At 63.9% G+C, this 13,349-nt stretch carries 11 protein-coding genes; 9 read left to right on the top strand and 2 right to left on the bottom strand.

Annotated features, from left to right (window positions below; translation table 11 throughout):
- Positions 1-97 precede the first annotated feature (97 nt).
- From G579_RS16585 to G579_RS0107995, 9 genes are all read left to right on the top strand, one after another.
- Complete coding sequence (locus tag G579_RS16585) at positions 98-2,758, top strand: sensor histidine kinase (RefSeq protein WP_155989775.1); 2,661 nt, start codon at positions 98-100, stop codon at positions 2,756-2,758.
- A complete protein-coding gene (locus tag G579_RS0108030; protein WP_028989772.1) occupies positions 2,755-4,146 on the top strand; it encodes a sigma-54-dependent transcriptional regulator in 1,392 nt (463 codons plus the stop codon). Before G579_RS16585 ends, G579_RS0108030 begins: the two co-directional genes overlap by 4 nt.
- A 359-nt stretch (positions 4,147-4,505) precedes the next feature.
- Positions 4,506-5,852: an alginate export family protein gene (locus G579_RS16580; protein ID WP_051181173.1), complete on the top strand. Its 1,347-nt coding sequence runs from the start codon at positions 4,506-4,508 to the stop codon at positions 5,850-5,852.
- Between the two features lie 283 nt (positions 5,853-6,135).
- A complete protein-coding gene (locus G579_RS0108020) occupies positions 6,136-6,774 on the top strand; it encodes a TlpA family protein disulfide reductase (protein ID WP_081662673.1) in 639 nt (212 codons plus the stop codon).
- Positions 6,775-6,943: 169 nt separating this feature from the next.
- Positions 6,944-8,281, top strand: coding sequence for a hypothetical protein (locus G579_RS0108015; protein WP_211218689.1), 1,338 nt, complete (start codon positions 6,944-6,946; stop codon positions 8,279-8,281).
- 56 nt (positions 8,282-8,337) lie between these two features.
- Entirely contained in the window at positions 8,338-8,787 is a 450-nt protein-coding gene (locus G579_RS16575) for a hypothetical protein (RefSeq protein WP_051181172.1), read from the top strand.
- 40 nt (positions 8,788-8,827) lie between these two features.
- Positions 8,828-9,472 (top strand): pentapeptide repeat-containing protein, encoded by a 645-nt coding sequence (locus G579_RS16570; RefSeq protein WP_162142986.1) that lies wholly within the window; start codon positions 8,828-8,830, stop codon positions 9,470-9,472.
- 152 nt (positions 9,473-9,624) lie between these two features.
- Complete coding sequence (locus tag G579_RS0108000) at positions 9,625-10,566, top strand: hypothetical protein (protein WP_051181163.1); 942 nt, start codon at positions 9,625-9,627, stop codon at positions 10,564-10,566.
- A 31-nt stretch (positions 10,567-10,597) separates the two neighbouring features.
- On the top strand, positions 10,598-11,128 hold the full coding sequence (locus G579_RS0107995) for a DUF302 domain-containing protein (protein WP_155989774.1): 531 nt from the start codon (positions 10,598-10,600) through the stop codon (positions 11,126-11,128).
- A gap of 92 nt (positions 11,129-11,220) precedes the next feature.
- Here G579_RS0107995 and G579_RS18255 read toward each other — a convergent pair whose 3' ends face one another.
- Positions 11,221-13,020, bottom strand: coding sequence for a PAS domain S-box protein (locus tag G579_RS18255; RefSeq protein WP_051181160.1), 1,800 nt, complete (start codon positions 13,018-13,020; stop codon positions 11,221-11,223).
- A 45-nt stretch (positions 13,021-13,065) separates the two neighbouring features.
- The coding region (locus tag G579_RS16560; protein WP_028989862.1) for a transposase at positions 13,066-13,349 on the bottom strand (284 nt) is incomplete at its 5' end.

Raw genomic sequence — 13,349 nt, 5'->3', positions numbered from 1 at the left:
CTGCTGTGGTAAGATAGATTGAAAACGCATGGTTTCTGAAGGCGCAACGGCGAGCCGGTCCGCTTGGGCGGGCCGGCGCCATGGGCGTGGGGGTGCAATGGCAAAGGAGCCACTGACGGGTGCGGCGACGGCGGATACCGGGGCCGCGTTGCGCTTGGCGCTGTTTTGGCAGGGCAGGGAACTGCCTTGGCTGCGCTGGAGCGGCCTCCTGCTGGTGGTGCTGCTCCTGGCCATGCCGCTGCTTCTGCTCGGCATGGCGGATGCGGCCATGCTGCAGGTCCAGTACATCGAGGTCAAGGCCCATGCCCTCGTCGAGCTCTTCTGCGGGCTGGTGGCGCTGATGATCGCAGTGCTGATCTTCGCCATCAACACTCGGCGCCGGTATGCCGATTTCTGGCTCTTCGGCGCGGCCTTTCTGGCCATGGGCATCCTGGATATCCTGCACGCCTTCAGCAATCCCTTCGCCAGCCCCTACCTCTTTGTCCTGCTGCATACGCTCTCGACATTGTCGGGCGGAATCCTGATCCTGGTCGGCGTCGTCACCCACCGCATGGTGCCGCAGCACTGGCGGCCCACCGGCAAGGAAATCGCGGCGAGCGCGCTGGTCGTGGCGGCGCTGGTGGCTGTCGTGCACACGTCCAGCCTGCTGAGCCTGGTGGAGAGCAGCGTCGAGGGCTATGTGTTTTCCCAGGCCGAAAAAGTGGCGCACGAGCTCGCGGCCCTGTTCTATCTGGTAGCCGCCCTCGGCTTGTATGCCCAGTACCGGAAGCAAGGTCCCGCCTTGCCGCTGGCGGTCGCGGCGCTGCTGCTGCTCTTTGCCGAAAGCGCTTACCTGTTCGGCTATTCCGGCATGTGGAATGCGGCCTGGTGGCTGTGGCACGGGATCAAGGTGCTGTTTTACATCAGCATCCTGTTCATGGTGCTGGCCGGCTATTTATGGGCGCTGCGGCAGCTGGAAGAATCGCGCGGCGTGCTGAAGAAGGCCAACCAGTACCTGACCAAAGCCCAGTCGGCGCTCAAGTGCGCCAACGAGGAGCTGATGGTCCGCAATCGCATGGCCAAGGAAGCCATCAGCGCCGAAGGACTGGACAACACGCTGGCGGCGGTGTACCGGGCCCTCAATCAGGTCATCAGCCCGGCCCGTTGCAAGCTGGTCCTGACGGTGTCCCCGGACGAGGTTTGCGAAATGCAGCTCAAGGTGAACCGGTGGGCTGCCGCCTGGCCGATCCGGGTGCTTCCGCTTCAGGCCAACGCCCGTCTTGGCGGGTCGGCTGCGGAGAGGCTGGCCGTCTGCCCTGCCAAGGACCACCCGGAAGCAGCTCCCGGAGCACAGCAAGTGGCTCTGGCGCTGCAGGCCGGCGGCGCGCCGCTGGGTTATCTGGAGGTGGAGCTCGATGCGGGTGAGCCGCCGGCCGACAGCTATGGGCAACTGCAAAGGTTGGCGGCGGAGGTCGGCCCGATCATCAACAACGCCCTGCTGCACCAGAGCTGGTCGGAAGCCTGCCGCTTCCAGTCCGCCCTGTTCCGGCTGTCTTCGCTGCTGACCTCCACCCTGGATCTCGATCAGGTGCTCCAGGCGGTGTGCCGTGAAAGCGCGCGGCTGTTCGACAGCGACGGGGCTGTCGTTTGGTTGCTGAACGGGGCCAGCCAGGAGCTGGTGCCGGCGAGCAGCTATTTCGGCGAGGGGATCGGGCGGGCCAGCGCCGAGGGTTGCTACTGCGAGGCCGATGTCCTGGGCGCGAACCTGCTGCGGCGCTACAAACTCGACGACGGGCCGCGGGCTTTCCTTTGGCACGAGCTGGCCAGCGATCCAGCGCAGCACCCGGATCGGCAGGATGGATGGGGGGCGCTGGCGGTGTTTCCCTTGCTGGAGGAGGGGCGCCTGATCGGCCTCATGGGGCTGTTCCGGGCGGCGCAGGTGCAGTACAGCCGCCGAACCCTGGAAAAGGGCGCCTTGCTGGCGGGCCAGGTGCGCATTGCCATCAGCAATGCGCGCACCTACGAGAACCTGTGTGATCTGAATGCGCAGCTGCAGGCGGCGGAGGAGAGCAAGCTGCGCAGCGAGCGGCTCGCCGTCCTGGGCCAGCTGGCGGCGACGGTGGCCCACGAGGTGCGCAATCCGGTCAGCGCCATTGCCAACTGCGTCGCCGTGCTCAAGGCGGCATGCGGCGGCGCCGAGCGGACGGACATGGCGCTGCAGATCATCGGCCACGAGATCAGGCGCCTGGACAAGCTGACGCGCGATTTCCTGAGTTTCGGCAAGGGCTCGCGGCGCGTCGTCAGCCAAGTGGATCTCACGGAACTGGTCCGCGGCGTATGCGCCGGCCTGGAGCAGCACATCCGCCACGAGGAGGCTGAAATCAGCGTCGAGCAGCGGGTCCTCGGCAATGGCCGGATCATGTTCGATGCCGATGGCTTGCAGGAGGTGTTGTGGAACCTCCTGTTGAACGGCGTCCAGGCCACCGGGCCGCGCGGCCGGGTGTTCGTCAGGGCGGCGGTGAAGGGGCGGGCGCTGCTGATCGTGGTGGGGGACAGCGGGCGCGGCATTGCGCTAGATGACCGGCAAAGGGTGTTCGAGCCATTCTACAGTCAGCGTCCGCAGGGCGCGGGCCTGGGGCTGGCCATCGTGCGGCGTTTCGTCAGCGAATGGCAGGGGCGGATCCGGATCTGGAGCCGCCCGGGCGCGGGCACGCGCTTTTTTCTGCGAATGCCGCTGACCGAAGTAAACACGGACAGCGGCCGGAGGAGCACGAGATGACGCGGGTGTTGCTGGTGGACGATCAGCGGAGCCTCAGGCGCAGCCTGTCGCTCATGCTGCAAAACGCCGGTTTCGAAACCGGCGAGGCGGCAAGCGGTGCGGAGGCGCTGGCGCTGCTGGACGCCGAGACCTTCGACGCGGTCATCACCGACATGCGCATGGAGGGCATGAGCGGCATCGATCTGCTGCGGGCGATCAAGACCCGCGACGAGACCCTGCCGGTGATCGTCATCACGGCTTATGCCAGCATCGAATCGGCGGTCGAGGCCATGCGCCTGGGAGCCTTCGATTACCTCACCAAGCCGTTCCAGGAGAAGGATATCGTCGAGAAGATCAATGCCTGCACGGCCTTTCGCGATTGCGTGAGCCGGCAGCCGGCCAAGGCCGTGCCCCTGCCGCAGGCGTACGTCCCGGTGAGCGGCAGTCCCGAGATGCGGGCCGTGCTCATCCGCGTGGAGCGCATCGCGCAGACGGACCTCAGCGTGCTGATCACCGGCGAGACCGGCACCGGCAAGAGCCGGATCGCCCGGCTGCTCCATGACAGGAGCCCGCGCGCCGCATTTCCCTTCGTGAGCATCAACTGCGCCAGCCTGCCGGAGCAGCTGCTGGAGAGCGAACTGTTCGGCCACGTGCGCGGCAGCTTCACGGGCGCGACGGAATCCCGGACGGGTCTTTTCGAGGCGGCGGACCGGGGGACGATCTTCCTCGATGAAGTCGATACCCTGTCGCCGGCCATGCAAGCCAAGCTGCTGAGCGTGCTGCAGGACCGCCAGGTGCGCCGCGTGGGCTCGAATCAATGGAAATCCATCGACATCCGCGTGCTGGCGGCATCGAACCAGAATCTGGGCGCGCTGATCGAGAGCGGCCGCTTCCGGGAGGATTTGTACTATCGCATCAAGGGCGTGCGCCTGCACCTGCCGCCCCTGCGCGAGCGCGGCGACGACCTGATCTCCCTGCTGGACAGCTTGCTGCAAAAGTACGCCGCGAAATACGGCCGCACGAAGCTCAGGCTTACCGAGCGCGCCATGTCCCACCTGGTCGGCTACAGCTATCCGGGCAATATCCGGGAGCTCGAAAGCTTCGTGGAGCAGATGGCCGTTTTCGCGGATGAAAACGACTGGATCGACGTCGATGCCCTCCCGGAGGAGGTGCTGAAGCACAGCAAGACGTCGGCCAGTCCGCACCGGGAACGCAGCGGCGTGCTGAACCTGGCCCTGTCCGAGCGGCTGCTCATCGAGAGTGCGCTCGAACGCTTCGAAAGCATCAGCGAAGCGGCGCGGGAGCTTGGCATCGGCCGTACCACCTTGTGGCGGAAGATGCGCCAGTACGGCTTGCAAGCCGAGGGCGGCCCCGCCGCGGAATGCAATACCCCCTCCGACAGCGACTGAAGCCGTCGCCCCCAGGCCCGGGTGCGGGCCTGCCTCTCCCCAACCTGAAGCCATTCTCCCTGTCCCTGGCCCCGCCAGCCGGGCACGCGGCCTGTTTCGAGTCGAAACACGTTTCTTGATGAAACAGGCGGAATACCGGAAAACCCCGAAAAAATCCCCAAAAGCCAACATCGGCCGTGGTACGGGAATTGCTGCTGCAGCCCGGGCCTGTCCATCGGAGCACGGGCCTGTCCATCGGAGCAATGGCGGCTTTTGTTGCGGTCATGAACAGCCACGGTCCCCGCTGAACTCGCCCGGCCCGAAAAGCGTGCGCGCCGGCGGATGGCGGGCGCAATGGATCAAACAGGGGAGGGGGAGCAATGGCTATCGAATGCAACCCATTTTGCAAGCGCGGCGTCCTGCTGTGCCTGGGCGCGGGCATGATTCCGCCTGTTGCGGCAGACGACGCGCTGGTCAACGCCCTGGCCGGGGGGCAGTTCAACGTCGAGCTCCGGCCCCGCTACGAGTTCGTCCAGCAGGACGGCAAGCCGAGCGATGCACATGCCTTTACCCTGCGCACCATCCTGGGTTACGGCACCAAGCCCATCGGCGGGCTGAGCGCCAAACTGGAGTTCAGCAATGTGGTGAGCCTGGCGGACGAGGAGCGCTACAACGACACGCAAAACGGCTTGGTCCGATATCCGGTCGTGGCCGATCCCGAGTCGACCAAGGTGAACCAGGCCTTCCTGAACTATGCCGGCTTGCCGGACACCCAACTGCGTCTTGGCCGGCAACTCGTCAACTTGGCCAACCAGCGCTTCTTCGGCAGCGTGGACTGGCGGCAGAGCCCGCAGACCTTCGACGCGGTCACCGTCGAGAATAAGAGCCTGCCGAACACCACTCTGTTCGCCGGTTATCTGTTCCGTACCAAGTCGAGCTATGCCAACTTCCAGTTGCCGGCCGGCTTGAATCTGCAGCCGATGCGCACCTACGTGCTGCATGCGGACGTGGAGCCCGTCCGCAACACCCATCTGGTGGCCTACGGCTATCTCTACGATGACAAAAGCAAGCCCGACGGCGCTGCCAGCAACATTTCGAGCCAGACCTACGGCATCCGGCTGGACGGCGCCGCGCCGGGCGCGGGCAAGCTGACGCTGGATCCCAGCCTGCTGAGCACCGTCAAGGGCATCGCGCCCGGCCAGTACCGCATCCTGTATACGGCGGAGTACGCCAAGCAAAGCGATTACGCGGACGGTCGTCCGGACGTCGATGCCAGCTATTGGCACCTGGGCGCCGGCGTGGCCGCGGCGCGCTGGTATCTGCGCGCCGATTACGAAGTCCTCGGCGCCAACGACACGGCAACTTACGCCTTTCAAACCCCCTTCGCCACCAAGCATCCGCTGAATGGCTGGGCGAACATGTTCACCGCGACGCCAGCGACCGGCTTGAAGGATCTGCATGTGACGGCCAGTGCCAACGTGGCGGGCCCGCTGAACCTATGGGCGGTTTATCACCAGTACCGCTCCGACGCGCAGGGGCTGCATTACGGCAACGAGCTGGACCTGCTGGCGACGTATCAGGCCAACAAAAACCTGCTGCTGGCCGCGAAATACGCGGACTACTCAGCCAAAGACGGCGAAGGCGCTGCGTTCCCCGGCACGACCGGCTTGAACGCGGATACGCGCAAGGCGTGGATGTATCTGATCTTCAAGTATCCGGGCCTGTGAGGCCCGATCGCGCAGCAAGGTAGCGTGCAGATGTTTCGGCTTGTCCGGCTTGGGCAAGCCGTTTTTTTTCAAAAGTGAAATGGATTGTTTCGCTTTGAAACGTACTAATTCCAATGCCTGCATTAAACCAAGCATAAATGCATATTAATAAGAAAATTCATGAAAACCCAGTATGGCATGGCGATTGCAATGACTTGAACGTAGCAGAATGGCAGGGTAACCCGGCCAATCACCTTGACTGCTGCGATGCTGATTAAGGGTCTTGAGGAGAAGGAGGATATCCATGAAAGCAGAGGAAAAGCAGAGCAGAAAACTTGCCTGGGGAACGCTGGGCAAGCCTTCCCTGGTGGCCGTGTGCGGGCTTGCCGGACTGCTCGCAGCGGGCAGCGTGCTGGCGGACAGCAAGGACGGGGTCTTTCCAACGGCGGAGCAGGTTGGTGGAGATGTGTTTCCCAAAGGCATTGGTATTGGTCAAAAGTTTCCGACCGATTTCGATGTGTATGACGAAAGCGGCAGCAAGGTCGATCTCAACCGGCTGATCAGTGGAAAGCGGAGCGTGATCGCGTTCTTCATTTCCGGAGCGCCTGCTTCCATAAACGAAGTAAAGAAGCTGGAGCAATTTGTAAAAACGAATGCACCCGGCGTCCAGGTCTTTAGCATTCATGCCGACACGGTCGGTACTGCTTTGGAAGGGGGCCCGTCCAAGGCGTTGCAGGCCACGATCAGGACAGCCAAGCTGGTCCACAAGGAGCACGGATTGATGAATGCTGTTTACGTTGCTCCGAATGACGCATTGAGTCCGAAAGCCATATCCAATCGCCTGGGTTTCAGAGGCTTGCCAACAGTCTTCGTTTTGAAGGCGGACGGCACCGTGGAGAAGGTGTTCGTGGGTGCACAGAATTGGAAGAAGGGCGATATTTAATCCAGCAGGAAGACGGAGGAAAGGTGAAATGACTATTTCCAGGAGAAACTTTATCAAAGGCGCCTTTGCAGCCGGCGCCTTGGGTACATTCGGTGCTTATCCGGGTATGAGAGATGCCAATGCAGCGGCCCGTAGTGCGGCAGAAATGGCCAAAGAAGCGCAATACAAGATGTTTGAGCGCTTCAAGGGCAATGTGGTGCTGCTGCCGGGCAAATTCAACGGTACGGTCCAGGCCATGGATTTGAGCGTGCCGGAAACGCTGGCTTGGTACAACTATGGTCTGGCCGGTGTCAACATGCCTATTCCGCACCACATCGCCGCCATGCCTTCGGGCGATCCCTTCAAGGGCTTCGATTTCTACCAGACCATGCAGCCGCCCATGGCGCCTTACGTCAACGAAAATTCGCCCGAATGGCGCAACCGTGGTGACTTCAAGATGTTCAAGATGCGCTATGATGGCAGCGGATCACAGAATGCCATCACGGTAGTCAACGATGTGTCGGCGACCACCGGCATGGCCTTAGGGGTACATGTGTCCATCGGTGTCGGCGAGAACGCCAAAAAGTACGTGGCCTTCGCCGATGGCCAGAAGGACATGGTGCTGATCACCACCATCGACGACAACCCGAAGATCGTCAAGGCGTTCCGCCTGGACTACGATCCGGTGGCCCGCCAAGTGAACGTTTCCCACGTCTTCCCGGATTCGAGCACCGGCAAGTTCGATCTGGAAGGCCGCAAGGGCATCAAAACCACCCACGAGGCCATGCTCGGCGAGGAACTGATGCCCGCCGATCCGACCGCCGTCTTCGTGGATGCCTTCACTTGGCATCCGACCCTGCCACTGGGCGCCATCCTGGTGCGTCGCCTGGGCTGCTGCGCCATCATCAATACCAAGACTTGGGAGCCAGTGGCGCTGCTGTCGACGGCCAAGGGCGCGCCGGACAACTTCCCCCTGGTCAAGCAGTCGGGCTACACCTGGACCTTCAGCGTGCCGTCGGTGCTGACGCCGCTGCACGAAGCCGGCTTCATCACCAGCGGCAAGTACTTCCTGGCCTGCAACAACGTGCTGCAGAACAACATCGCCGTCTACCGCTCGGAGGACGAGAATCCGCTCAAGTGGAAGAAGGAGGCCTTCGTGGAGGGTTTCGGCGACAAGTACCTGCCGCTGCACATGGGCAACGTGCCGGATTCCCGCTGGGCCTTTTTTACCATCTGGGCGCGCAAGCCCAACAACGGCTTCATCTGCAAGGTGGACCCCAAGTCCTGGAAGGTGGTGGCCAAGTGGGACACCGGCCCGGACCCGCACACCTGCGACTGCACGGTTGATGGCCAGTACATCACGACGGTGTACAGCGGCCATCAGGGCGGGCAGTCGGGGCTCGTGGTGATCCATGCGGATTCCAACGAGATCGTTGCCCGCTTGCCGAGCCCGGGCGGCCATCACGACCACGTGGTGGTGCCGGAATCCTGGGAAGGGCTCAAGGCTTCGCGCAGCACCTCCGTCTAGCGTGGTCTGACCTGGAGCGGCCCCGGTGGGCCGCTCTCCAAACAAAGGAGCGGGATATGCGGCGATTCGGATCGACAATCAAGGTGCTGCTCATCGGCGGTTGTCTGCTGCTCAGCCCGGGGCTGGCGGGGGCGCATGGCGACGAGGTGCTGCAGCACATGCAGGGGGCGCACGGCGGCCAGTTGCGGGCCGTGGGGCTCTATCACATGGAGCTGGTGGTGCGCAACGGCGAATTGCAGGTGTGGATGACGGACCATGGCAACCAGCCGCAGTCGACTGCAGGCGCCGAGGGCACGGCGACCGTGGTGGGCCCAGGCGGCCGGATCCTGGTGAAGTTGAGCCCGACGGGCGAGCATGGGCTGGCCGGCAAGGATGCCCGCATCCAGCCGAGCCAGGATTTGCGGGTGATCGTGACGGTGGCGATGAAGGGCCAGCAGCCGGTGCAGGCGCGCTTCATGCCGGGTGCGCGGACGAGCAGCGTGGCGCACCATCATCACCCGGGCTGAGTCCGCGATCTCCGGGGCAAGCAGGAGAGGAGAGATGGGCATGAGAGCAGATGCGGAGAAACGTCGGCGAAAGTGCGGCATGGCGGCCGCCCTCTGCGGTGCCGTGCTGGCCTGGACCGGGCAGGTGGCCGGTGCCGGCGACGTGCAGGCCAACCGGCAAACCCTGCTGAGCCGCAACGCCTGCGCAGCCTGCGATCTCCGCGGCGCGGAACTGATCGGTGCCGGCCTGCTGGGGGCCGATCTGCGCGGCGCCAATCTGGCGGGTGCCGCCCTACGCAACATCAATCTGGTTGGCGCCGACCTGAGCGGCTGCAATCTGCAGGGCGCCGATTTGCGCGGCGCCATCCTGGGCGGCGTGAACCTGATGAACGCAGATCTGCGTGGTGCCCGGCTCGAAGGCGCCAACCTCAATCGGGCCCGGCTGACCCGCGCCGATCTGAGCAACGCCGACTTCCGGCAGGCCAAGCTGGAATATGTGGACCTGGAGGCTGCCATGCTCCATGGTGCCAAGCTCGATGGCGCCGATCTCTATTCGGCCCGCCTGTACTTTACGGAAATGCGCGGCGTCAGCCTGCGCGGAGCGGATCTCAGCGCAGCGGACTTCAAGGAAGCGGAGCTGACGGACGTCGCCACCGATGCCGGGACCACTTGCCCCGATTTCAAGCCGGGTCCTTGCGCCTGGTAGGCGCGGTACCCGCCACGTGCATGCGGCACAGGCAACGGAAACGGTAGACGCCGCCCTGGGCTGAAACGGCTACGTTATAAGATGTGCTGCATGGCGCCTGAAGCACGCCGTGACAGCCGAAAGCCAATCGAGCCGCCAGGAGAGGGGGGAGCATGAAAAAGTTGTGTTGCATCTGGGTTCTGACGGGCATGATCGCACTGGCCGGCGAAGCACAGGCGAGCTGCGGCTCGGCGCTGTGCTCGGTCAACACCGATTGGGAGACCCAGGGCACCTGGGCGGAGCGAGGGCTGCGCCTGGACCTGCGCCATGAGTACATCGACCAGGACACGCGGCGGGCGGGGCGGCGGGAGGTGGCGCCGGGCGAGATCCCCAGCCATCACGACGAACTGCGGACCATCAACCGCAACCTGCTCCTGACCCTGGACTACAGCTGGAACCGCACCTGGGGGCTCAGCGTGCAGTTGCCGGCCATGAACCGGAGCCACGAGCACATTCACCATCATCATGGGGAACAGTTGCTGGAGCAGTGGCAATTCTCCGGACTGGGCGACGCGCGCGTGCTGGGGCGCTACAGCTTACTGCACAGTCGCGAGGCCAGCGCCGGCGTCCTCCTGGGCGCCAAGCTGCCCACCGGGCGCTTCCACGTCCGCAATGCCGACGGCGATCTGGCCGAACGCACCCTGCAGCCGGGCAGCGGCACCGCGGACGTGCTGGCCGGCGCCTATCTCAACCGCCACATCGGGGCCTTCAACTGGTTCGGCCAGGTGCTGTGGGCCAAGCCCCTGGGCGAGCGCGAGGGCTTCGAACCGGGCCAGCGCCTGAACCTCGACACCGGGCTGTCGCTGGGGCTGCCAGACCGGGTAGCCGGTATGCTGCAGGTCAACGCGGTGCTGCGCGGCCGGGATCGGGGGCCGGAGGCGGAGAGGGAAGATTCGGGTGGGGAGTTCGTGTACCTGAGCCCCGGCGTGCGCATGCTCCTGGGCGACCGCGTGCAGGCCTACGCCCTGGTGCAGTTGCCGCTCTACCAGCGGGTCAACGGCGTGCAGCTCACCTCGGACTGGGCGAGCGTGGTCGGCCTGAGCTTCCGCCCTTGAGCAAGATTCATCCACGGAGGAGGATTGAGACATGGCCGTTCAGGAGAAAACCGCATCGACGACAGCACTGATGAAGATGTTTCTGCTCGCTGCCCTGTACCTGGCTGTGCTATGCCAGGCATCGTCAGCCTGGAGCGCGGAGGCCGTGCATGCCGACCGCCTCATGTACCAGGTGACGGTGGACGGCGGGATCGAGGCCACCAAGCAGAATCTGATCTCCGCCCTGGAGGGGAAGAACTACACCATCATCAACGTCCTGAACGTGCAGGAAGGACTCAAGGGGCGCGGCATCGAGGCGCATCCGATCCAGCTCGTGGAGTTTTGCAATCTGAGCAAGGCTTACCAGGTCACCCGCACGGCCAACGAGTTCGAAATCTTCGCGCCCTGCCGCATGGCGCTTTTCGAGGCGGGCGGCAAGACCACCATCAAGGTCCTGCGCCCGCGGCACATCCGGGACAGCCTGCCGCAGGACAAGCTGTCCCCGGCGGGCACGGCGGCGCTCGACACCTTCGAGCAGGACATCCGCGAGGTGCTGGAGACCGTGGCCAGCGGCGGGTTTTAGGGATCACAGGCGGAGCTTGTGGAAATTGGCGCGACTCTCGCCATTAGTGTTTGATTGTGAGTTGGCGGAGAGCTCCACATACATGTATCAAGTTAGCTTTGGTGATCCAACCCGTCGGGCACGGTGAAATAAAATGTCGCGCCCTGGCCCACCGCGCCCTCGGCCCAGATGCGCCCGCCGTGGCGGTGGATGATGCGCGCCACTGTGGCGAGGCCGATGCCGGTGCCGGCGAACTCCGCCGTCCCGTGCAGGCGCTGGAAGGCGCCGAAGAGCTTGTGGGCGTAAGCCATGTCGAAGCCGGCGCCGTTGTCGCGCACGAAATAGACTGGCTGCCCGTCCTGCTGCAGGATGCCGACTTCGATCCGCGCCTGCGCCTGCTTGCTGGTGAATTTCCAGGCATTGCGCAGCAGGTTCTCCAGGACGATGCGCAGCAGGCGGCGATCGCCGTGGAGCACCACCGCCGGGGCGATGACCCACTCCAGCTGCCGCTGCGGCTGACTGGACTGCAGTTCCTGCGCGAAGCTGCGCGCGATTTCGCTCAGATCCACCGGCTCCCGGTGCATCTCGCTGCGGCTCACCTGCGCCAAGCTGAGCAGGTCATCGATCAATTGAGTCATCCGCACGGTGGCATTGCGCACGCGTTCCAGCAGCCCCTGGGCTTCCGGATCCAGGCGATCCCGGTATTCTTCCAGCAGGATGCGGCTGAAGCCGTCGATGGCGCGCAGCGGCGCGCGCAGATCGTGCGACACCGAATAGCTGAACGCCTCCAGTTCCTGATTGGTGGCTTGCAGCGCCGCCGTGCGCTCCGTCACCCGCTGTTCCAGATCGGTGTTCAATCTCTGCACTTCCGCTTCGGCCCGCTTGCGCTCGCTGATGTCTTGATTGATGCTGACGGCGCCGATGACCTCGCCGTGCTTGTCGCGGATGGGCACGGCCGAATTCAGGATGATCTTGCGGGTGCCGTCGAAGCACTCGATCTCGATCTCCTCGTTCAGGGAAACCTCGCCTTTGCGGATCGCCCGGGCCACGGCCCACTCCTCCGGCTCGATGCGCTTGCCGGACTCCAGCCACCAGGCCTTGTATTCACCGAAATGCTCGATGCCCACGTATTTGCTGCCCGCCCAGATTCGCCTGCCCAGCTGGTTGCTTTGAAAGATGTGCCCCGTCCTGTCGGCCAGCCAGACCCCCACCGGCAGATTATCCAGCACGGTGCGCAGCAATTCCTCGCTGGCCCGCAGGGCTTCTTCGCCGCGTTTGCGCTCGGTAATGTCCTCGATCACGCCGATGAAGTAATCCGGGTTGCCCACCGGGTCCCGCACCAGGGACACCGTCAAATTGATCCAGACCAGTTGGCCATCCTTGTGGATGTAGCGTTTTTCCAGGGTGTAGGTCGGGATTTTGCCGGCGAGCAGCTGCTGCATCAGCGCCACGTCCGCTTGCAGGTCGTCGGGATGGGTGATGTCCACGAAATGCATCCGCAGCAGTTCCTCGGCACTGTAGCCGAGTATCTCGCAGAGTTTGTGATTCACCTGCAGGAAATTCCCTTGCGGATCAGAGTGAGCCATCCCCACTGCCGCCTGCTCGAAGGTGGCCCGGAAGCGCGCCTCGCTTTGGCGCAGGGCCTCCTCCGCGCACCTGCGCGTGGTGGCATCCTCGGCGATGACCAGGGCGGCCGGGTGGCCGCGGAAATCCAGGGTATGCGAGCTCATATCCACATCGATGACGCGCTGGTCCTTGCGTCGGTGACGGCATTCTCCGGAGAAGGGAAAAACCACGCGCGCCGCCTGCAGATCACGAAGCAGCTTGGATGCATCTTCCGGCGCGCAGAGATCGGTGATGCGCATGTCCAGGAATTCTTCGCGGCTGTAGCCGTAGGGTCTGTTCTCAATCAAGCGAAAAGCGTTATGCCATATGCAACCGAGGGGCTCTGTTGAATTTCAAGTGGGTTGCCGGGCATGAGGGTTGATCACTGCGAAGTCGAGCTTGCCGGCGATCAGGAAGATGACGGTTCTGATAGTGGTGAAGCGGGTGAAGCCGCGAGCGCGGCGCTTGGCGGACTGAAACAGGCCGTTGAGCGCTTCGAGGAAGCCGTTGGTCTGGCGGGTCTGGGCCCAGGCGACGATGCCCTCGAGGTGGCGACGGACCATGGCGGCGACCTCCTTCATGGGTTCGACCTTGGAACGCATGACGCAGGTGCACCAGTGCTTGAGCATGTCGCGTG

The sequence above is a fragment of the Thermithiobacillus tepidarius DSM 3134 genome (assembly GCF_000423825.1).
In the GTDB taxonomy this organism is placed as follows: Bacteria; Pseudomonadota; Gammaproteobacteria; order Acidithiobacillales; family Thermithiobacillaceae; genus Thermithiobacillus; species Thermithiobacillus tepidarius.
The sequence above is the reverse complement of the archived record's forward strand: the minus strand, read 5'-3'. Positions and strand labels throughout refer to the sequence as shown.

Coding starts and splice junctions, on each gene's coding strand:
- G579_RS16585 (WP_155989775.1), top strand. CDS start 98: ATGGCAAAGGAGCCACTGACGGGTGCGGCGACGGCGGATACCGGGGCC.
- G579_RS0108030 (WP_028989772.1), top strand. CDS start 2,755: ATGACGCGGGTGTTGCTGGTGGACGATCAGCGGAGCCTCAGGCGCAGC.
- G579_RS16580 (WP_051181173.1), top strand. CDS start 4,506: ATGGCTATCGAATGCAACCCATTTTGCAAGCGCGGCGTCCTGCTGTGC.
- G579_RS0108020 (WP_081662673.1), top strand. CDS start 6,136: ATGAAAGCAGAGGAAAAGCAGAGCAGAAAACTTGCCTGGGGAACGCTG.
- G579_RS0108015 (WP_211218689.1), top strand. CDS start 6,944: ATGTTTGAGCGCTTCAAGGGCAATGTGGTGCTGCTGCCGGGCAAATTC.
- G579_RS16575 (WP_051181172.1), top strand. CDS start 8,338: ATGCGGCGATTCGGATCGACAATCAAGGTGCTGCTCATCGGCGGTTGT.
- G579_RS16570 (WP_162142986.1), top strand. CDS start 8,828: ATGAGAGCAGATGCGGAGAAACGTCGGCGAAAGTGCGGCATGGCGGCC.
- G579_RS0108000 (WP_051181163.1), top strand. CDS start 9,625: ATGAAAAAGTTGTGTTGCATCTGGGTTCTGACGGGCATGATCGCACTG.
- G579_RS0107995 (WP_155989774.1), top strand. CDS start 10,598: ATGGCCGTTCAGGAGAAAACCGCATCGACGACAGCACTGATGAAGATG.